At 71.3% G+C, this 17,121-nt stretch carries 18 protein-coding genes; 13 read left to right on the top strand and 5 right to left on the bottom strand.

Features of this window, described 5'->3' with window-relative positions; translation table 11 throughout:
* Window position 1: 1 nt before the first annotated feature.
* From ACFQUV_RS13340 to ACFQUV_RS13330, 3 genes are all read left to right on the top strand, one after another.
* Window positions 2–766 (top strand): RluA family pseudouridine synthase, encoded by a 765-nt coding sequence (locus ACFQUV_RS13340; protein WP_129608461.1) that lies wholly within the window; start codon window positions 2–4, stop codon window positions 764–766.
* Window positions 767–878: 112 nt separating this feature from the next.
* On the top strand, window positions 879–1,724 hold the full coding sequence (locus tag ACFQUV_RS13335) for a hypothetical protein (protein WP_129608460.1): 846 nt from the start codon (window positions 879–881) through the stop codon (window positions 1,722–1,724).
* A 271-nt stretch (window positions 1,725–1,995) separates the two neighbouring features.
* Complete coding sequence (locus ACFQUV_RS13330) at window positions 1,996–3,795, top strand: methyl-accepting chemotaxis protein (protein WP_165363830.1); 1,800 nt, start codon at window positions 1,996–1,998, stop codon at window positions 3,793–3,795.
* A 109-nt stretch (window positions 3,796–3,904) separates the two neighbouring features.
* Here ACFQUV_RS13330 and ACFQUV_RS13325 read toward each other — a convergent pair whose 3' ends face one another.
* Window positions 3,905–4,462, bottom strand: a complete 558-nt coding sequence (locus ACFQUV_RS13325; protein ID WP_129608458.1) for an ester cyclase — start codon at window positions 4,460–4,462, stop codon at window positions 3,905–3,907.
* Window positions 4,463–4,583: 121 nt separating this feature from the next.
* On the opposite strand from ACFQUV_RS13325, the gene ACFQUV_RS13320 reads away from it, so the two are divergent.
* Window positions 4,584–4,988 carry a MarR family winged helix-turn-helix transcriptional regulator gene (locus ACFQUV_RS13320; protein ID WP_129608457.1) on the top strand — a complete coding sequence of 135 codons (405 nt, stop codon included), beginning with the start codon at window positions 4,584–4,586 and terminating at the stop codon, window positions 4,986–4,988.
* A gap of 27 nt (window positions 4,989–5,015) precedes the next feature.
* Here the strand turns inward: ACFQUV_RS13320 and ACFQUV_RS13315 are convergent, their stop codons facing one another.
* Genes ACFQUV_RS13315 through dapF form a run of 3 tightly spaced genes read right to left on the bottom strand, consistent with a single transcriptional unit; the run spans window position 5,016 to window position 7,622 of the window.
* On the bottom strand, window positions 5,016–5,435 hold the full coding sequence (locus ACFQUV_RS13315; protein WP_129608456.1) for a MaoC family dehydratase: 420 nt from the start codon (window positions 5,433–5,435) through the stop codon (window positions 5,016–5,018).
* A 10-nt stretch (window positions 5,436–5,445) separates the two neighbouring features.
* The gene (mtaB, locus tag ACFQUV_RS13310) at window positions 5,446–6,711 is read right to left on the bottom strand and encodes a tRNA (N(6)-L-threonylcarbamoyladenosine(37)-C(2))-methylthiotransferase MtaB (protein WP_129608455.1); all 1,266 of its coding nucleotides are present in this window, start codon (window positions 6,709–6,711) and stop codon (window positions 5,446–5,448) included.
* Window positions 6,708–7,622 (bottom strand): diaminopimelate epimerase, encoded by a 915-nt coding sequence (dapF, locus tag ACFQUV_RS13305; protein ID WP_129608454.1) that lies wholly within the window; start codon window positions 7,620–7,622, stop codon window positions 6,708–6,710. The genes mtaB and dapF overlap by 4 nt, the downstream gene beginning before the upstream one ends.
* Window positions 7,623–7,869: 247 nt before the next feature.
* Between dapF and ACFQUV_RS13300 the strand changes: the two genes are divergently transcribed.
* A complete protein-coding gene (locus tag ACFQUV_RS13300) occupies window positions 7,870–8,553 on the top strand; it encodes a GyrI-like domain-containing protein (RefSeq protein WP_129608453.1) in 684 nt (227 codons plus the stop codon).
* 58 nt (window positions 8,554–8,611) lie between these two features.
* Here ACFQUV_RS13300 and ACFQUV_RS13295 read toward each other — a convergent pair whose 3' ends face one another.
* Window positions 8,612–9,673 (bottom strand): MBL fold metallo-hydrolase, encoded by a 1,062-nt coding sequence (locus ACFQUV_RS13295; RefSeq protein WP_129608452.1) that lies wholly within the window; start codon window positions 9,671–9,673, stop codon window positions 8,612–8,614.
* Window positions 9,674–9,789: 116 nt separating this feature from the next.
* On the opposite strand from ACFQUV_RS13295, the gene ACFQUV_RS13290 reads away from it, so the two are divergent.
* The 8 genes from ACFQUV_RS13290 (at window position 9,790) to leuC (ending at window position 16,897) form a co-directional block, all read left to right on the top strand.
* Window positions 9,790–10,050 carry a hypothetical protein gene (locus tag ACFQUV_RS13290; protein ID WP_129608451.1) on the top strand — a complete coding sequence of 87 codons (261 nt, stop codon included), beginning with the start codon at window positions 9,790–9,792 and terminating at the stop codon, window positions 10,048–10,050.
* A 526-nt stretch (window positions 10,051–10,576) separates the two neighbouring features.
* Window positions 10,577–12,247: a signal recognition particle protein gene (ffh, locus tag ACFQUV_RS13285; protein WP_129608450.1), complete on the top strand. Its 1,671-nt coding sequence runs from the start codon at window positions 10,577–10,579 to the stop codon at window positions 12,245–12,247.
* A gap of 72 nt (window positions 12,248–12,319) precedes the next feature.
* The gene (gene rpsP / locus ACFQUV_RS13280) at window positions 12,320–12,664 is read left to right on the top strand and encodes a 30S ribosomal protein S16 (RefSeq protein WP_111385529.1); all 345 of its coding nucleotides are present in this window, start codon (window positions 12,320–12,322) and stop codon (window positions 12,662–12,664) included.
* A gap of 179 nt (window positions 12,665–12,843) precedes the next feature.
* Complete coding sequence (rimM, locus tag ACFQUV_RS13275) at window positions 12,844–13,398, top strand: ribosome maturation factor RimM (protein ID WP_129608449.1); 555 nt, start codon at window positions 12,844–12,846, stop codon at window positions 13,396–13,398.
* Between the two features lie 24 nt (window positions 13,399–13,422).
* Complete coding sequence (trmD, locus tag ACFQUV_RS13270; RefSeq protein ID WP_129608448.1) at window positions 13,423–14,223, top strand: tRNA (guanosine(37)-N1)-methyltransferase TrmD; 801 nt, start codon at window positions 13,423–13,425, stop codon at window positions 14,221–14,223.
* Between the two features lie 97 nt (window positions 14,224–14,320).
* Complete coding sequence (gene rplS / locus ACFQUV_RS13265; RefSeq protein ID WP_111385526.1) at window positions 14,321–14,734, top strand: 50S ribosomal protein L19; 414 nt, start codon at window positions 14,321–14,323, stop codon at window positions 14,732–14,734.
* Window positions 14,735–14,858: 124 nt separating this feature from the next.
* A complete protein-coding gene (locus tag ACFQUV_RS13260) occupies window positions 14,859–15,200 on the top strand; it encodes a hypothetical protein (protein WP_129608447.1) in 342 nt (113 codons plus the stop codon).
* A gap of 293 nt (window positions 15,201–15,493) precedes the next feature.
* Window positions 15,494–16,897 carry a 3-isopropylmalate dehydratase large subunit gene (gene leuC / locus ACFQUV_RS13255; protein ID WP_129608446.1) on the top strand — a complete coding sequence of 468 codons (1,404 nt, stop codon included), beginning with the start codon at window positions 15,494–15,496 and terminating at the stop codon, window positions 16,895–16,897.
* The last annotated feature ends 224 nt before the right edge of the window (window positions 16,898–17,121 follow it).

Below are 17,121 nucleotides of genomic sequence, written 5' to 3'. Positions count from 1 at the left end.
CATGACACCGGAAGAGATGGTTCGGCGCGTCCTGCACCGGGACGGGCTGATGATCGTGATCGACAAGCCGGCCGGGCTGCCGGTCCATCGCGGCCCCAAGGGCGGCGACTGTCTGGAGAACTGGTTCGACGCGCTGCGCTTCGGCCTGCCGCGGCCGCCGGCGCTCGCCCACCGGCTCGACCGCGAGACCTCGGGCTGCCTGGTGCTGGGGCGCCACCGCAAGGCGCTCGCTCATCTGGGGCTCCTGTTCAAGCACGGCGAGGTGCAGAAGACCTACTGGGCGGTGGTCGAGGGCGGCCCGGCGTCCGACACCGGCACCATCGACCTGCCGCTCGGTCGCCTCGACGAGACCCGCGGCTGGTGGATGAAGCCCGATCCCGACGGCCAGCCCGCCGTCACCACCTGGCGGGTGCTGGGCCGCTCGGCCGAAGGCGACGGGCCGGCGCTGACCTGGCTGGCGCTGTCGCCGCTCACCGGCCGCACCCACCAGCTCCGCGTCCACTGCGCCGCGCAGGGCTATCCGATCCTCGGCGACGCCATCTATGGCCACGGCCCCCGCTTCGGCGGCCCGGGGCTGCACCTGCACGCCCGCGAGATCGTGGTGCCGCTGGCGAAGTCGAAGCCGCCGGTACGGGTCGCCGCGCCGGTGCCGGAGCATCTGCGCGCCCGTCTCGCCGCCTGCGGCTGGCCCGGGGAGGGGGGTGCGCTGGGCGAGGCCCGCGCCGCCGCGACCCTGCATGCCCCGGGAACGGCCGATCACGTGTAGTGTGGCAGCGGCGCGACACAGGCGTGCAACTTTCGCCTGGCCTAGTAAAACCGTACTCCACCATCTCTGGGTTGTGTCATCGTCCGCGGTTGTGACAACCGCGGGGGCGGAGATGACAGTACGAGGGCTGGTATCGTTGGTGGCCGGGGGCCTGCTGGCCGGCTGCGCTACATTGCCGGAGGTCAACCGGGTGCGGCAGGTGGAGGTGAAGCAGGTCGTCCGCGCCATCGAATGCGAGCTGGCGGCGGCCGCCGCCGATCCGGCCCTGCCGAATTTCGACGGAGCCACCTGGGGGGCCAAGTCGGCCCTCGACCTGACCCTGGTGGATTCCTATGGCGCCGACGGAAGGGTGGCCTGGACCCTGCCGGTCGCCGTCACCGGGGTGACGCTCACCCCCAGCCTGGGGCTCCAGAACCAGAAGACCAGCAACGCCCACCTGGACTTCTACACCGACATCCCGACCGTCAAGCTCCGCCATCCGGGGTGTCGCCCGGGTCCCGATCCGTCCGACACGGGGCTGGGGCTCGCGGCCTGGCTCACCACCACGCTGAACGCCCTTCGCAGCCGTCCGCAGGACCATGCGGGCCTGAGCTACACCATCGAGTTCCAGGTCACCGTCAACGGCAATGCCCGCTTCGGCTACTCGATCGTGCCGGTGGTGGCCGAGTTCGGGGCCGGCGGCACCCATGTCGGCACCCACCGTCTGACCGTGGCGGTGGCGCCCAAGCCGACCGCCCAGCCGGTCGAGGTGGTCATCGTGGGCGATCGGACCGCCCGACCGAAGCCGGGTGAGCCCGGGAAGGCCATCATGGGGGTCGAGCCCGCCCCGGCGCCGCCGGTGGTGCGCCGTCGCGGCAGCGTCCCGCCGGCGCCGCGCGACAATCCCACGCTCGACAGCCTGATCCTGCGCCAGGCGCCGGTCCGTCTCCAGCCCGGAACTCTGACGCCGCGCTTCTGACGACGGTTGTCGACCCGGGTCGCTGCGCCGACCCGGGATCGCTGCGCCGCGCGAGTTCTTGATTGAGCGAGTTCTTGACAGTGAGAGTTCTTGGTCGCGCGAGTTCTTGGCGGCCCCACGATCGTCGCGCCGGCTATCTGTCGGCGTGCCTTCCCCGCCCGTGCAACCTGCCCGACTAGATAGTTCTCATACCAAGGCGGCTTAGCCTTACGCATTCTTAATGGTAGTCCGGTACGACAGGGCGATCGATTTCCGCAGGAGTTCATTGACCATGCCGAGATTGCGGCTCGCCCTCACCCTGGGCGCCAAGCTCTATGCCGTCATCGCGTTCGGGGCCATCGGTCTCGTCGCCATCGCGCTTCTGGGCGCCTCCGACGTGATCGAGGCCGTCCGTGATCAGAAGAAGATCGAGCTGAAGAATCTGACCGCGCTGGCGCTCAGCATCGTGAAGGACGAGGAGGCTGCGCACCGGGCCGGAACCGTGACGCTCTCCGAGGCCCAAATGCGGGCCGCGGCTCGCCTTCAGGCGCTCCGCTACGGTCAGGACGACTATTTCTGGATCAACGACATGACGCTGCGGATGGTGATGCATCCGCTGCGGCCCGAGCAGGTCGGCCGCGACGTCGGCGGCATCAAGGACGCCGCCGGACGGGCGCTCTATCCGCTGTTCGTCGACACCGTGAAGCGGCACGGCGCCGGTTTCGTCGCCTACGATCAGCTCAAGCCGGGGGCGGCGTCGCCGAAGCCCAAGCTCTCCTATGTGGCCGGCTTCGAGCCGTGGGGCTGGGTGATCGGCACCGGGGTCTATGTCGACCACCTCGACGACTACACCTGGGCGATGCTCAAGCGCACCGGCCTGATCGTCGGCCTGATCCTGCTCGTCACCATGGTGGCGGCCAACCTGACGGCGCTGCACATCCGGCGGCCGTTGCGCAAGCTGACCGACGCCATGCGTGCGCTCGCCGACGGCAACGCTGACGTGGTGGTGTTCGGGGTCGACCGCCGGGACGAGATCGGCGCCATCGCGCAGGCGGTGGAGACGTTCAAGCACAAGGCGATCGAGCGAGCCCACGAGGAGATGGAGCGCCAGGAGCACGAGCGCGAGCGCATCCGCGACGAGCAGAACCGCAAGGTCGACGAGGCCGTCGAGGCGTTCCGCTCCTCGATCGAGGAGATGCTGCGCGCCGTCACCGACAGCGCCGCCATCATGCGCGACAGCGCCCGCGAGATCGACACCGCGGCCGCGCAGGCGTCCAGCGAGGTGGGGGTCGCGACCGGCGTGTCCCAGCAGGCGGCCGCCGGTGCCCAGACGGTCGCGGCGGCGGCCGAGGAGCTGGCCGCCTCGATCCGCGAGATCGACCGGCAGATCGGCCAGGCGGCGGGCGTCGTGCAGACCGCCGACGCCAAGACCGGCCGCTCGGTGTCGGAGATCGAGGGGCTCGCCGCCATGAGCGAGCGGATCGGCACCGTGGTCGGGCTGATCCAGGCCATCGCCGAGCAGACCAACCTGCTGGCGCTGAACGCCACCATCGAGGCGGCGCGGGCCGGCGAGGCCGGCAAGGGCTTCGCGGTCGTCGCCCAGGAGGTCAAGGCGCTGGCCGCCCAGACCGCCAAGGCGACCGCCGAGATCGCCAAGGAGGTGACCGCCATCCAGGGCTCGACCCGCAGCGCCGTCGAGGCGGTGCGCGAGATCGGCACCGCCATGCGCGACATCACCCATGTGACCAGCACCATCGCCGGCGCGGTCGAGCAGCAGGGCTCGGCCACGCAGGAGATCTCGCACAGCGCCCAGACCGCCGTGCAGGGCAACACGACGCTCGCCAGCACCATCCAGGCGGTGAGCGGGGCAGTCGCCTCGGCGAGCCATTCGGCGGGCGCCGTGAAGGCGGCGGCCGACGATCTCGCCGGCCAGGCCGAAGAGCTCTCCGACCAGGTGAACAGGTTCTTCCACAGCCTGCGCACCGGCGTGCTCGACCGCCGCAAGGGCGACGATCCCAGCTATGCGGGACCCGAGCGTCGTCGCGATCGCCGCGCTGCCGCGGCGAACGGTGGGGCGGCGTGGGCCGCCTGACGAAGCGATGGCGGGCGCGATCGCGTCGCGCCCGCCCGCCTGGTCATCGGATGTCGGGTCATCGTTCTTTGGCCGCTCCGAGGCTGCCCATCGTCGGCCCCATCGCGCGTCAGGCTCGGACGAGCTGCCACAGCAGCATCAGCGCGGCGCCGATGACGAGGCCCAATCCGGCCGCGATCCAGACGCGGAATCCGGCGAGCCACATGAGCATCAGATGCCGCGCCGGAATGGCCCCGATCTGGGTCATCAGCGTGAGCATGTCCGAGCAGATCCACTCCTCGACGATCTTGCCGTCGGCGATGCGGTAGAACTCGTTGCTCTGGTACTCGAAGCGCTTGCCGGTGGGTGGGTTCCCGAGAAACGGGCCGGTGTGGGTGCCGGTGAGGCGGGCGCGCACCGCCACCTTGTCGCCGGTCGCGAAGATGTCGTCGACGTGGATCTGGACGTCGGGGAACGCCGCGAACAGCACCTCCGCATTCCGCCGCCAGGCGGCAGGGCCCCGCATCTGGAAGGGCATCCCGGCCAGGTTTATGATGAAGTCCGGCGCGAGGAGCGCCGCACAGGCGTCGAGATCCCTCCGTCTCAGGGCGGAGAAACCGTTTTGAACCAATGCGATGTTGGCATGCGGCAGGTCGCTCGTCCGGGCCGTGTCTGCGGTTGCTGGCATGGGCGGGCTTCATCCTGGCTGGTCATAAGGTGATGTGTACATAGTGAATATTATTCATAATAACAATGACGAAGAAGCGTGTCGCGACGCTCTGTCACGGCTGCTCTGGGTGACGTCGCTGATGTCCGCCGACATGCAGCGGGGACTGGCCGGCTACGGCCTGACCGAGGCGAGGGCGCATGTCCTGTGGGAGCTCGGCACCGCCGAGCGCCTGACCCAGCGGGAGCTGGCCGAGGTCCTGAAGGTGACGCCGCGCAACGTGACCACGCTGATCGATGCGTTGGAGGCCACCGGCTTCGTTCGCCGAACCGCCCATCCCACCGATCGGCGGGCCGTGGTGATCGTGCTGACCGAGCAGGGAGAGCAGGCCGTCGCGCGGATGCGCTCCGAGATGACACAGCTCGCCGGGCTGCTGTTCGGCACGGTGCCGGAGAGCGACCTGCATACGTTTCGACGGATTCTGAACGAGGTCGGCGCGCGGCTTCAGGAGCTGGCGAAAGGCGAGCCGCCGATGGTGCGCGATTGAGGCTCGTTCAGAGACTCCGACAGGCCCCTAAGGCGTGTCCCCGATCAGGATGCGAGCCTTGGCGGAGGTGGCCACCTTGCGGTCGGCGGTGAGGATGCGGCCGCGCAGCACCACCACGTCGCTGTGGAGATGCGGCGCCGGCGTCACCGTGTCGACGGTCCATTCCAGGGTGACGTCCTGGTCGACCGCGAGCGGCAGGTGGAAGCGGAACGAGATGTCGTGACCGATCACCGCACCGCGGGCCGCGAAATGGCTCGCCAGGAAGCCCATGAGCTGCGCCGCCATCTGCGGGCCGGAGACGATCGGCCCCTTGTAGCGGGTGCCGGCCGCGTAGGCGGCATCGTGGTGCAGCGGGTTGTGGTCGCCCGCGAGCGTCGCGAAGGCGCTCGCCTCGGCGAAGCCGATCCGCAAGGTGGTCGCGAAGGTCTCGCCCGCCTCGGTGCGCATCGCGGCCCGCTCACGCGGCGACGAGGCGGCGGCCGTCGTGGCCCGCCACGGTGACCTCGACGAGGCTGCCGGGCGCCGCCGGCGTCACCAGCCGGATCGGCGTGAACTGCTCGGTGCGGCCGCTGTCGGCGGTCTCGGCGAGCACCCGGCGGGTGTGGCCGATCTCGCCGTCGAGATGACGGGCGAGCCGCGCCTCGCCGCGCAGGCGCAGCCGCATGGCGCGGTCCTTGATCGCGGCGCCGTCGACCGGCGGCATTCGCGCCGCCGGGGTGCCGGGCCGCGGCGAGAACGGGAAGACGTGCAGGAAGGTGAGGCCGCAGGCGTCGACGAGGTCGAGCGAGTTCTGGAACATCGCCTCGGTCTCGGTCGGGAAGCCGGCGATGATGTCGGCGCCGAACACCATGTCGGGGCGCAGCCGCCGCACCGTGTCGCAGAACGCGATGGCGTCGGCCCGCGTGTGGCGGCGCTTCATGCGCTTGAGGATCAGGTCGTCGCCGGCCTGGAGCGAGAGATGCAGATGCGGCATCAGCCGCGGCTCGTCCGCGATGGCGTCGAGCAGGTCGGGGTCGGCCTCCACCGAGTCGATCGACGACAGCCGCAGCCGCGGCAGCTCCGGCACCGCGGTCAGCACCCGCTTCACCAGCGTGCCGAGGCGCGGCCGCTCGGGCAGGTCGGCGCCGTAGCTGGTCAGGTCGACGCCGGTCAGCACCACCTCGCGGTGGCCGTGCCGGGCGAGGCGGCGCACCTGGGCGACGACGTCCTCGGTGGCGACCGAGCGCGAGTTGCCGCGGCCGAACGGGATGATGCAGAAGGTGCAGCGGTGGTCGCAGCCGTTCTGCACCTGCACGAAGCCGCGGGCGCGGCCCTCGATGGCGTCGATCAACGGCGCCGCGCCGCTCCTCACCGTCATGATGTCGTCGACGGCGGCCTTAGCGGACGGGTCCACGGCGGCGCCCGCGAGCACGGTCCGGGTCTCGCGCCACGCCTGGTCGGAGAGCTTCTCGGCATTGCCGAGCACGCGGTCGACCTCGGGCATCGCCACGAAGGTCGCGGTCTCGGTCTGCGCCGCGCAGCCGGTGACGACGACGCGGGTGCCGGGCCGCTCGCGCTTGAGCTTACGGATGGTCTGCCGGGTCTGCCGCACCGCCTCGCCGGTGACGGCGCAACTGTTCACCACCACGGTGTCGGCGAGACCGGCGGCCTCCGCCCGCTGGCGGATCGCCTCCGACTCGAAGGTGTTGAGCCGACAGCCGAAGGTGACGACGTCGACGCTCATGGCACGGACGCCGCGGCGAACAGCGCCGGATCGAAGCGGCCCTCGCGCTCGTATTCGACCGGGCCGGTCATCAGCACATGGTCGTCGCGCTCGCGCCAGTCGATGACGAGATCGCCGCCCGGCAGGGTGACGCGCACGCGCCGTCCGGTGCGCCCGGTGCGGGCGGCCGAGACGGCTGCCGCGCAGGCGGCCGAGCCGCAGGCGCGGGTGAGGCCGACGCCGCGCTCCCAGGTGCGCACCGTCAGGTGATCCGGCCCGGTGACGGCGGCGAGCGAGATGTTGGCGCGGTCCGGGAAGATCGGGTGGTTCTCCAGCATCGGGCCGAAGCGGCCGAGATCGTGGGCCATGACGTCGTCGACCCAGAACACCGCGTGCGGGTTGCCCATGCTGACGACCGAGGGGGAGTGCAGCACCGGCGCGTCGATCGGGCCGATCTGAAGCTCGATGGCGCGGGTGTCGCGGAACTCCTCGGCGAGCGGGATGTCGCGCCAGCCGAACCGCGGAGCGCCCATGTCGACGGTGGAGACCAGCGGCTCGGCGCCCTTCCAGGCGTTGAGGAGCCCGGCGCGGGTCTCGAAGGTCAGGGCGGTCTTGCCGGTCGCGGCGAACACCACGTCGGCGACGCAGCGCATGCCGTTGCCGCAGGCGCCGGCCTCCGAGCCGTCGCTGTTGTAGATGCGCACGAAGGCGTCGGTGCCGGGCGTGCGCGGCGGGTAGAGCACCATCATCTGGTCGAACGGCGCGCCCTCCGGGCGCGCCACCGCGCGCACCTCCGCGGGCGACAGCGGCGCCGCCCCGGCGCCCGGCGCGCCACCGGCGCGCTGCGCGGGCGCGCCACGCAGGTCGACCACCACGATCTCGTTGCCGAGGCCGTTCATCTTGACGAAGGGGTGGTTGGCGAGCGCGCTCATGGTCGGGGGTTCGCGGTGCGGCCGGAGCGGCCGCGTCGGGGGCTTATATGGGAAACCGCCCCGGCTTGGCGAGTCGGGCGCCGGGCGAGTGCCGGCCGGCGGGGCTGTGGCGCCGCGATGGCGCCGGTCGTTCAGGGTGCGGCGGCGCGTCGCCCGCGAACGGCTGGGCTGCCTGCGCGTTGGGCTTCCGTTCATCCGGGCCGTGCTCTATCCGTGGGGCGACGAGAGGACCGACAGGAGCATCGCGATGCGACCTTCCCGTTTTGTGGCGACCCTCGCCGGCCTCGCCGCGGTGGCTGCGCTGTGGCATTCCGGGCTCGCCCTCGCCCAGCAGGGCGGTGCGCCCGCCGCGGGCAATGCGCCGGCCGCGAGCCCGCCCGCCGCCAGCCCGCCCGCTGCTTCACCGCCTGCTGCTTCACCGCCCGCCACGTCTGCGCCGGCCGCGGCGGCGCCGCCGGCGACCGCCGGCGAGGTGTTCGGCGAGGACGTCGTCCTCGCCCCCAAGACCATCGTCTACGTGTCCGGCCAGGCCACCTGGGACCGCGCCTTCGAGAGCATCCAGGACGCCATCCGGGCGGTGAACGGCTTCCTCCAGAAGCAGGGCCTCACGGCCGCCGGCCCGGCCATGACGATCTACACCTCGACCGACGATTCCGGCTTCAAGTTCAAGGCGGGCGTCCCGGTGGAGAAGGCCCCGAGCCCGGCCCCGCAGGGGGATCTGGCGGTCGGCGAGTCGCCCTCCGGCAAGGCGCTGAAATATGTCCACCGTGGCTCCTACGACGGCATGGACACCACCTACGAGGCGATCACCAACCAGCTCGACGACAAGGGGCTGGAGGCGCAGGACCAGTTCGTCGAGGTCTATGTGACCGACCCGCTGACCACCCCGGAGGACAAGCTGGTCATCGAGGTCTACGTCCCGTTGCGATAGCGGATCAGCCGGCCCCGTTGCCATCGGCCGGGTCGGCCCGCGTGCTCCGAAACCGCGCCTACAGCGCCCACACCTCGCCGGGCCTGAGCACCCGGAACACGTCGGCGCCGATCTCGGCCGCCCGGCAGGCGGCCGCGAGATCCCGGACGGGCGCGTCGATCGCCTCGTCGGTGAGCTTGAAGGTGCCGTGGTGGTGGGCGAGCGCCAGCTCGGCGCCGCAGTCCTGGAACGCCTGCACGGCCTCGGCCGGGTCCATGTGCTGGTCGCGCATGAACCAGCGCGGCTCGTAGGCGCCGATCGGCAGGATGGCGAGGCGGAACGGCCCGTAGCGGTCGCGCGCCTCGCGGAAGCGGAAGCCGTCGCCATAGCCGGAATCGCTGACATGGTAGATGCGGCCGGCCGGCGTCTCCAGCACGAAGCCGGCCCACAGGGTCTTGTTGCGGTCGAGCACGCCGCGCGCCGACCAGTGCCGCAGCGGCACCAGGGTGACGGCGAGGCCGGGAGCGAGCTCCACCCGGTCGTGCCAGTCATAGGCTTCGGCGCCGATCTCCGGATCGTGCGCCGCCATCACGGCGTCGTTGCCGAGCGGCGTGATCACCCGCGGGCGATGCGCGGCGGCCAGCCGCGACAGAGTGTCGACGTCGAGATGGTCGTAGTGGCCGTGCGACACCAGCACGGTGTCGATCGGCGGCAGGTCGTCGAACGGGATGCCGGGGTCGTTGACGCGCTTCGGCCCGACGAAGCCGAACGGCGAGGCGCGCTCCGACCACACCGGGTCGATCAGCAGATTGTGACCGGCGGTCTGCACCAGGAAGCTCGCATGGCCCACATAGGCGATGCGCAGCCCGGTGCCCTCGACGCGCGGCGGCGGCCGGTCGACGAACGGGCTCGGCGCCCGGTCGGGCCACGGCTCGCCGCCGCGGGTGCCCCACCAGCGCACCAGGTCGCCGATGCTCTTGGGGGCGGCGCCATGCGGGTCGCGGAACACGGTGCCGTCGAAATGGTCGCTCAGCGGCCCGTCGTAGAACCGCGCCGCCCGGGCGCGGGCCGTCACCAGCGTCGCGGCAGCGGCCGCGAGGCTCGACAATCCGATCAGCAGACCTCGACGAGTCGACCGCACGGCCCCATCTCTATGGCAGGACCGCGAAGCTGCGGCCGGTGCAGGGAACGTAGGTGATCGACCGTCCGTTACAAGACGCGGCGGGTGTCGGTGACGCGGGTGTGCCGGAGGTGACAATGTCCGAATTGACGCGCGACGAGGTGGTGGCGGTGGTGCATCCGGTGGACGACGCCACCGTGGCCGAGATCATCGCCACCGGGGCCACCCGGACCGATCTGGCGATGGCTTGTGCGTTCGTGGCCCAGGAGGCCCATACCCACGAGGGGCGCGAGGTGCCGGTCGGCCCGATGGGTCAGGTGATCTCGATCCTGGAGCGGGTCGGGGCGCGGCCGCTGCGCGGCTCGCCGCTCGGCGAGGCCGGCTCGACGCTGGAGTAGCATCGTCTCTGGCTCAAGGCTCGTTCGAAACTCGGACGGCACCCCGACCGGGGGCGGGTGCTTCTCAAGGGCTTCTTCTTCGCGGCACCGCATCCGTGTCCCGGGCGCGGCGCATGCGCCGCGAACCGGGACCAGGGCGACGAGGTACGATCCAAGAGGTCCTGGGTCCCGGCTCTGCGGCGCTTCGGCCCTGTGGCCCGACGCGCTTTGTCCGGGACGTGCTTTGTCCGGGACAAGGCGCTGTAGGACGGGCGTCGCCTGAACGGGGCCATTTGACTTGACCGGACGGGCCGGAGTAGGGTCCGCCCGCTCTCGACCAGAGCCGAGTTTCCGATCCGCCGACCGGCCCGCGAGGCCGGAGGCCAACGCCCGACAGCGCGATGCGCCCTCGGGCGCCACAGGTGTTTGGAGCGGTCGGTCCGGAGCCGTCTGTCTGGAGCCGTCCCGATGCGCCGTCCCGGCGCGCCGGGGTGACGGACAGGAACGCGATCGAACGAGATAGAACGAGACAGGAACAGGCAGGCGCATGTTCGACGGTCTTTCCGACAAGCTGTCCGGCATCCTCGACCGGCTGACGCGGCGCGGCGCCCTGACGGCCGGCGACGTCGACGCTGCCGCCCGCGAGGTCCGCCGCGCGCTGCTCGAGGCCGACGTCGCCCTCGACGTGGTGCGCGGCTTCATCGACAAGCTGAAGGAGCGCGCCGTCGGGGTCGAGGTCATCAAGTCGGTGACGCCCGGCCAGATGGTCGTGAAGATCGTCCACGATCAGCTCATCGAGACCCTGGGCGCGACCGCCGACCCGATCGACCTGAACGCGCCCTCGCCGGTGCCGATCCTGATGGTCGGTCTCCAGGGCTCGGGCAAGACGACGACCTCGGCCAAGATCGCCCGGCGCCTGACCGACCTGCACAAGCGCAAGGTCCTGATGGCGTCGCTCGACACCCGCCGTCCGGCCGCCATGGAGCAGCTCGCGGTGCTCGGCCAGCAGGTCGGCGTCGAGACCCTGCCGATCGTCCCCGGCCAGACCCCGGTGCAGATCGCCCGCCGCGCCCTCGATGCGGGCCGCCTCGGCGGCTACGACGTCGTGGTGCTCGACACCGCCGGTCGCACCACCCTCGACGAGGCCATGATGGCCGAAGTCGCCGAGGTGAAGCAGGCGGCGCAGCCGCACGAGGTGCTGCTGGTCGCCGATGCCCTCACGGGCCAGGACGCCGTCAACCTCGCCCGCTCGTTCAACGAGCGGGTCGGCCTCACCGGCATCGTGCTGACCCGCGTCGACGGCGACGGCCGCGGCGGCGCCGCGCTGTCGATGCGCGCCGTCACCGGCAAGCCGATCAAGCTGATGGGCGTCGGCGAGAAGCTCGACGCCCTGGAGGAGTTCCACCCGGCCCGCATCGCCGACCGCATCCTCGGCATGGGCGACATCGTCTCGCTGGTCGAGAAGGCGGCCGCCACCATCGACGCCGAGAAGGCGCGGCGCACCGCCGAGCGGCTGCGCAAGGGCCAGTTCAATCTCGACGATCTGCGCGAGCAGCTCGAGCAGATGCTCAAGATGGGCGGCCTCGGCGGCATGATGAGCATGCTGCCCGGCATCGCCCGGATGAAGAACCAGATCGCTGCCGCCAATGTCGACGACCGCATCATCAAGCGTCAGATCGCCATCATCCACTCGATGACGCCGAAGGAGCGCCGCACTCCGGATCTCCTCAAGGCGAGCCGCAAGAAGCGCATCGCGGCCGGCTCCGGCACCAAGGTCGAGGAGATCAACCGGCTCCTCAAGATGCACCGCCAGATGGCCGACATGATGAAGCAGATGGGCTCGGGCAAGCGCGGCCCGATGGCCGGCCTCGCCAATGCGCTCGGCTTCGGCGGCGGCATGCCGAGCCCGCAGGAGCTGGAGAAGCTCGCCGACCGGATGCCCGGCATCCTCGGCGCGCCGCCCGGCAGCCTGCCCGGCGGTCTGCCACCCGGTGGCCTGCCGGATGTGCCGCTGGCACCGCCCGGCATCCCCGGGGTGCCGCCCGGAACCCCGCTGGTGTCCGGCCCCGACGACAAGGACGACAAGCCGGCCGCGCCGGCGGCCAAGCCGGCCGCGCCCGCCGCACCGCCGCTGCCCGGCCTCGGCGCCAAGTTCCCCGGCCTGCCGGGGCTCGGCGGCCGCTTCCAGGGCTTCCCGGGCTTCGGCAAGAAGAAGTGAGATTGGAATTTCGACCCCTGGCGCATCGGACCGACCGGGCGCCGCGAGCAGACGAGAAGAGAGGACCAAGACATGTCGCTGCGAATCCGGATGGCCCGGGCCGGCACCAAGAAGCGGCCGTTCTATCACATCGTGGTCGCCGACTCGCGCAGCCCGCGTGACGGCCGCTTCATCGAGCGCATCGGCTACTTCAATCCGCTGCTGCCGAAGGAGCAGGCCGACCGTCTGAAGTTCGACCTGGAGAAGGCCAAGGCGTGGCTCGCCAAGGGCGCCACCCCGTCGGACCGCATCCTGCGCTTCCTCGACGAGGCCGGCATCATGAAGCGCGAGCCGCACAACAACCCCGAGAAGGCGATCCCGCGCAAGGAGCGCAAGGCGATGGCCGAGGCGAAGGCCAAGGGCGCCAAGGCCGCGTAAGCCTGATCTTCGCCGCGGCGGCGCCGGCGCCGCATGGCTCGAGACGCGGTGCGGTGCACCGCTCCTCGCCATGAGGATCGACGGTGCGCCGCGCCGAACCCCGTTCGTCCTCGTCCTCGGGTGCCCGGCGTCGCCGGGCCTCGCAGGATGTGGCCCCAGCCGCCACCGCGAGCCCCCCGATGCCGGCCTCTCCCACCGACAAGCGCGTCTGCGTCGCCCGCATCGGGGCGCCATCGGGCGTGCGCGGCGAGGTGCGGCTGTGGTCGTTCACGGCCGATCCCGCAGCCGTGGCCCGCTACGGCCCGCTGTCCACCGCCGACGGCCGGATGATCGAGATCGCCGCCCTCAAGCCCGCCAAGGACTGCTTCCTGGCACGCCTGAAGGGGGTGAGCGACCGCACCGCCGCCGAGGCGCTGCGCAATGTCGAGCTCTATGTCGGCCGCGACAAATTGGCGCCGGCCGGTGAGGACGAGTACTACCACGCCGACCTGATCGGTCTCGCCGCGGTCGATACCGCCGGGGCGGCGCTCGGCACCGTGATCGCGGTGCAGAACTTCGGGGCCGGCGACATCCTGGAGATCGCGCCGCCGCGTGGCGACACCCTGCTGGTGCCGTTCAGCAAGGCGGCGGTGCCGGAGATCGATGTCGCCGCCGGCCGCGTGGTGATCGATCCGCCGCCGGGCCTGCTCGGCGACGACGAGCCCGCCGCGCCGGGCGGTTCCGACGCGCGCTGATCCGAGGCGTCCGAGGAGCCGACCATGTGGCGCGCCAGCGTGATCACCATCTTTCCCGACATGTTCCCGGGACCACTCGGCCACAGCCTCGCCGGGAAGGCGCTGACGCGCGGCCTCTGGGAGCTGGCGGCCGTGGACCTGCGCGGCTTCGCCACCGACCGTCATCGCAGCGTCGACGACACGCCGGCTGGCGGCGGCCCCGGCATGGTGATGCGCGCCGACGTGCTGGCCCGCGCCATCGATGCGGTGACGGCTGCCGATGCGGTGACGGCCATCGGGACCGAAGCGGGCGATCGCCGCCCCTGCCTGCTCACCAGCCCGCGCGGACGACCGCTGACTCAGCAGCGTGTGGCGCAGCTCGCCGCCGGTCCGGGGGTCGTCGTGGTGTGCGGCCGCTTCGAGGGCGTCGACGAGCGGGTGATCGCGGCGCGCGGCCTGGAGGAGGTGTCGATCGGCGACTATGTCCTGTCGGGCGGTGAGCTCGCCGCCATGGTGCTGATCGATGCCTGCGTGCGGCTGCTGCCCGGCGTCATGGGCGCCGCCGCCTCCGGCACCGAGGAGAGTTTTTCGGACGGGCTTCTGGAGTATCCGCACTACACCCGGCCGCAGGTGTTCGAGGGGCGCGACATCCCGCCCGTGCTGGTCTCCGGCGATCACGCCCGGGTGGCGGCGTGGCGTCGCGCCGAGGCGGAGCGGCTGACCCGTGAGCGGCGTCCGGACCTGTGGGCCGCCCAACTCGCCCGCCTGTCCGGGGTCGCCGAAACGGGCAGCAGCCCAACGCCCAACGCGCCCAGAGACGATCCAAAAAAGACGACCGACGGATGACAAAGCCGTCGACATGGCGTATAGGCACGCCCAACCCGTAGCATACCGACTGACAGACCGGCGCGCTTGCGCCAGACGCAGCGCTGGAGACCTCCCCATGAACCTGATTCAAGAGCTCGAGAACGAGCAGATCGCCAAGCTGTCCGCCGGCAAGGACATCCCCGATTTCGGCCCCGGCGACACCGTCATCGTCAACGTGAAGGTCAAGGAAGGCGACCGCACCCGCGTGCAGGCCTACGAGGGCGTCTGCATCGCCCGCTCGGGCGGTGGGCTCAACCAGAACTTCACGGTCCGTAAGATTTCTTACGGCGAGGGCGTCGAGCGCGTGTTCCCGCTGTACTCGCCGCTGATCGACTCCATCAAGGTGGTGCGCCGCGGCAAGGTGCGCCGGGCGAAGCTGTATTACCTGCGCTCGCGGCGCGGCAAGTCGGCCCGCATCACCGAGCGCCAGGATCGCCCGGGCGAGCGCGGCAGCGACCGCGAGACCGCGACGGCCGGGGCCGCCGAATAAGGCCACGATGCCCGTGTCACCGACACCTCCGAAGGCCGGCTCGTCCGGCCTTCTTTCGTGTCGGCGCAGGCCGGCGCGCCGCGTCGCCCGCGTGATCGCGACGTCCGTGATGGCGGCATCCGTGATGGCAGCCATCGGGACCGCCACGCCGGCCGCCGCCGAGCCGGTCCGCCTCGACGTGTCGGAGGCGGTGTCCGGCATCGACGAGCGCAGCGGGCGCGCCGTGGTCGACTTCATCCTCACGACGGCCGGCCGCGAGGCGTTCGCGCGCTTCACCACGGCCCATGTGGGCCGGCGCATCGACATCCGGGTCGACGGACGCACGCTGTTGCGCCCCGTGGTGAGCGAGCCGGTCCATGGCGGTGTCGGCCGCATTCCGGTCGACAGCCTCGACGACGGTCGCGTTCTGGCGCGCCGGCTCGGCCGTGAAGGCGCCCGCCTCGAGGTCGAGGCCGTGGCCGAGTGAGGCGGCCGGCGTGTGCGCCGCGGCACCGACATTCGTTGTGGCGCCAGTTTGGATTTGCTACAGACCCCGCATGACGCCGTTTCAGGCACAGTGCGGGCGACTGCGGGCGGGCGTGACGCGCTCGGAGCCTGTCGCGCGCGTGGTGCTCGACGACCACGCCCGGCTGCCCTGGCGCTTCTTCGGCCGCCTCACGGCCACGCTCCCGGCCGGGCCGCGCTGACGGCGCCGGCGCGCCGCGCGTCCCTTCGCCGATCCGATTTCCAGCGCCCCAAGAACCCTCGCGAGACCTGCCGATGAACCCGCGCACTCTCTATGACAAGATCTGGGACGACCACGTCGTCGATCAGCAGCCCGACGGCACCTGCCTCATCTACATCGACCGTCACCTCGTCCACGAGGTGACGAGCCCGCAGGCGTTCGAGGGCCTGCGCATGGCGGGCCGCAAGGTGCGCGCTCCCGAGAAGACGCTGTGCGTGGTCGACCACAACGTGCCGACCACCGACCGCTCGCAGCCCAACGAGGACCCGGAGAGCGCCGCCCAGATCGCCGCGCTGGCCGACAACGCCGCGCATTTCGGCCTCGAATACTACAACGAGTTCGACAAGCGGCAGGGCATCGTCCACGTCATCGGGCCGGAGCAGGGCTTCACGCTGCCCGGCACCACGATCGTCTGCGGCGACAGCCACACCGCGACCCACGGCGCCTTCGGGGCGCTTGCCTACGGCATCGGCACCTCGGAGGTCGAGCACGTGCTCGCCACCCAGACGCTGATCCAGAAGAAGTCCAAGAACATGCTGGTGCAGGTGAACAACACCCTGCCGCCGGGCGTCACCGCCAAGGACATCATCCTGGCGGTGATCGGCCAGATCGGCACGGCGGGCGGCACCGGCTACACCATCGAGTATGCGGGCGAGGCGATCCGCGCGCTGTCGATGGAAGGGCGCATGACCATCTGCAACATGTCGATCGAGGGCGGCGCCCGCGCCGGCATGGTGGCCCCCGACGAGAAGACCTACGCTTATCTGAAGGACCGGCCCAAGGCCCCGAAGGGCGAGGCGTGGGATCGCGCCCTGCGCTACTGGGAGACGCTGCGCTCCGACGAGGGCGCGCATTTCGACGGCGTGGTGACGCTCGACGCCGCCGCCCTGCCGCCGCTGGTCACCTGGGGCACCAGCCCCGAGCAGGTGGTGGCGGTGGACGGTCGCGTGCCGGTGCCGGCCGAGATCGCCGACGAGAGGAAGCGCACCGCTGCCGAGGCGGCGCTGCGCTACATGGGCCTCCAGGGCGGCGAGAAGGTCACCGACATCGCGGTCGACCGGGTGTTCATCGGCTCCTGCACCAACTCGCGCATCGAGGACCTGCGGGCCGTCGCGGCGCTGGTGAAGGGCCGGACCGTCAGCGCCACCGTCAAGGCCATGGTGGTGCCGGGGTCGGGACTGGTGAAGGAGCAGGCCGAGGCCGAGGGGCTCGACGCCATCTTCAAGGCGGCGGGCTTCGAATGGCGCGAGCCGGGCTGCTCCATGTGCCTCGCCATGAACCCCGACAAGCTGGCGCCGGGCGAGCGCTGTGCCTCCACCTCGAACCGCAACTTCGAGGGGCGCCAGGGCTACAAGGGCCGCACCCACCTGGTGTCGCCCGAGATGGCGGCCGCCGCCGCGTTGGCCGGGCACTTCGTCGACGTGCGCAGCTGGCGCTGAACCCTGCTGCCGACTGGCTGCGAGGCAGCACGGCGATCCCTCGCCGTGCTGCCTTTGTTTATGGCCCATGCCGGTGTGCCGCAGGCCGACGGGCGTGCGCCGGGCGTTGCGGCCGTCCGTCGCGGGCCGCGCGGGCCCATCTCGGCCTCGATCGGTGGTTGCACGGATTGGCGACGCGGGATGCCGTGTCGGAACATCGCAATACCGTCAGCCCGGAGGTCCCG

Origin of the sequence: Rhodoplanes sp. P11 (assembly GCF_964266735.1) — a bacterium.
In the GTDB taxonomy this organism is placed as follows: domain Bacteria; phylum Pseudomonadota; class Alphaproteobacteria; order Rhizobiales; family Xanthobacteraceae; genus Rhodoplanes; species Rhodoplanes serenus.
Note: the sequence above shows the minus strand (reverse complement) of the source record. Positions and strands in the feature narration are given on the sequence as shown.

Coding starts and splice junctions, on each gene's coding strand:
- ACFQUV_RS13340 (WP_129608461.1), top strand. CDS start 2: ATGACACCGGAAGAGATGGTTCGGCGCGTCCTGCACCGGGACGGGCTG.
- ACFQUV_RS13335 (WP_129608460.1), top strand. CDS start 879: ATGACAGTACGAGGGCTGGTATCGTTGGTGGCCGGGGGCCTGCTGGCC.
- ACFQUV_RS13330 (WP_165363830.1), top strand. CDS start 1,996: ATGCCGAGATTGCGGCTCGCCCTCACCCTGGGCGCCAAGCTCTATGCC.
- ACFQUV_RS13325 (WP_129608458.1), bottom strand. CDS start 4,462: ATGCCAGCAACCGCAGACACGGCCCGGACGAGCGACCTGCCGCATGCC.
- ACFQUV_RS13320 (WP_129608457.1), top strand. CDS start 4,584: ATGTCCGCCGACATGCAGCGGGGACTGGCCGGCTACGGCCTGACCGAG.
- ACFQUV_RS13315 (WP_129608456.1), bottom strand. CDS start 5,435: ATGCGCACCGAGGCGGGCGAGACCTTCGCGACCACCTTGCGGATCGGC.
- mtaB (WP_129608455.1), bottom strand. CDS start 6,711: ATGAGCGTCGACGTCGTCACCTTCGGCTGTCGGCTCAACACCTTCGAG.
- dapF (WP_129608454.1), bottom strand. CDS start 7,622: ATGAGCGCGCTCGCCAACCACCCCTTCGTCAAGATGAACGGCCTCGGC.
- ACFQUV_RS13300 (WP_129608453.1), top strand. CDS start 7,870: ATGCGACCTTCCCGTTTTGTGGCGACCCTCGCCGGCCTCGCCGCGGTG.
- ACFQUV_RS13290 (WP_129608451.1), top strand. CDS start 9,790: ATGTCCGAATTGACGCGCGACGAGGTGGTGGCGGTGGTGCATCCGGTG.
- ffh (WP_129608450.1), top strand. CDS start 10,577: ATGTTCGACGGTCTTTCCGACAAGCTGTCCGGCATCCTCGACCGGCTG.
- rpsP (WP_111385529.1), top strand. CDS start 12,320: ATGTCGCTGCGAATCCGGATGGCCCGGGCCGGCACCAAGAAGCGGCCG.
- rimM (WP_129608449.1), top strand. CDS start 12,844: ATGCCGGCCTCTCCCACCGACAAGCGCGTCTGCGTCGCCCGCATCGGG.
- trmD (WP_129608448.1), top strand. CDS start 13,423: ATGTGGCGCGCCAGCGTGATCACCATCTTTCCCGACATGTTCCCGGGA.
- rplS (WP_111385526.1), top strand. CDS start 14,321: ATGAACCTGATTCAAGAGCTCGAGAACGAGCAGATCGCCAAGCTGTCC.
- ACFQUV_RS13260 (WP_129608447.1), top strand. CDS start 14,859: ATGGCAGCCATCGGGACCGCCACGCCGGCCGCCGCCGAGCCGGTCCGC.
- leuC (WP_129608446.1), top strand. CDS start 15,494: ATGAACCCGCGCACTCTCTATGACAAGATCTGGGACGACCACGTCGTC.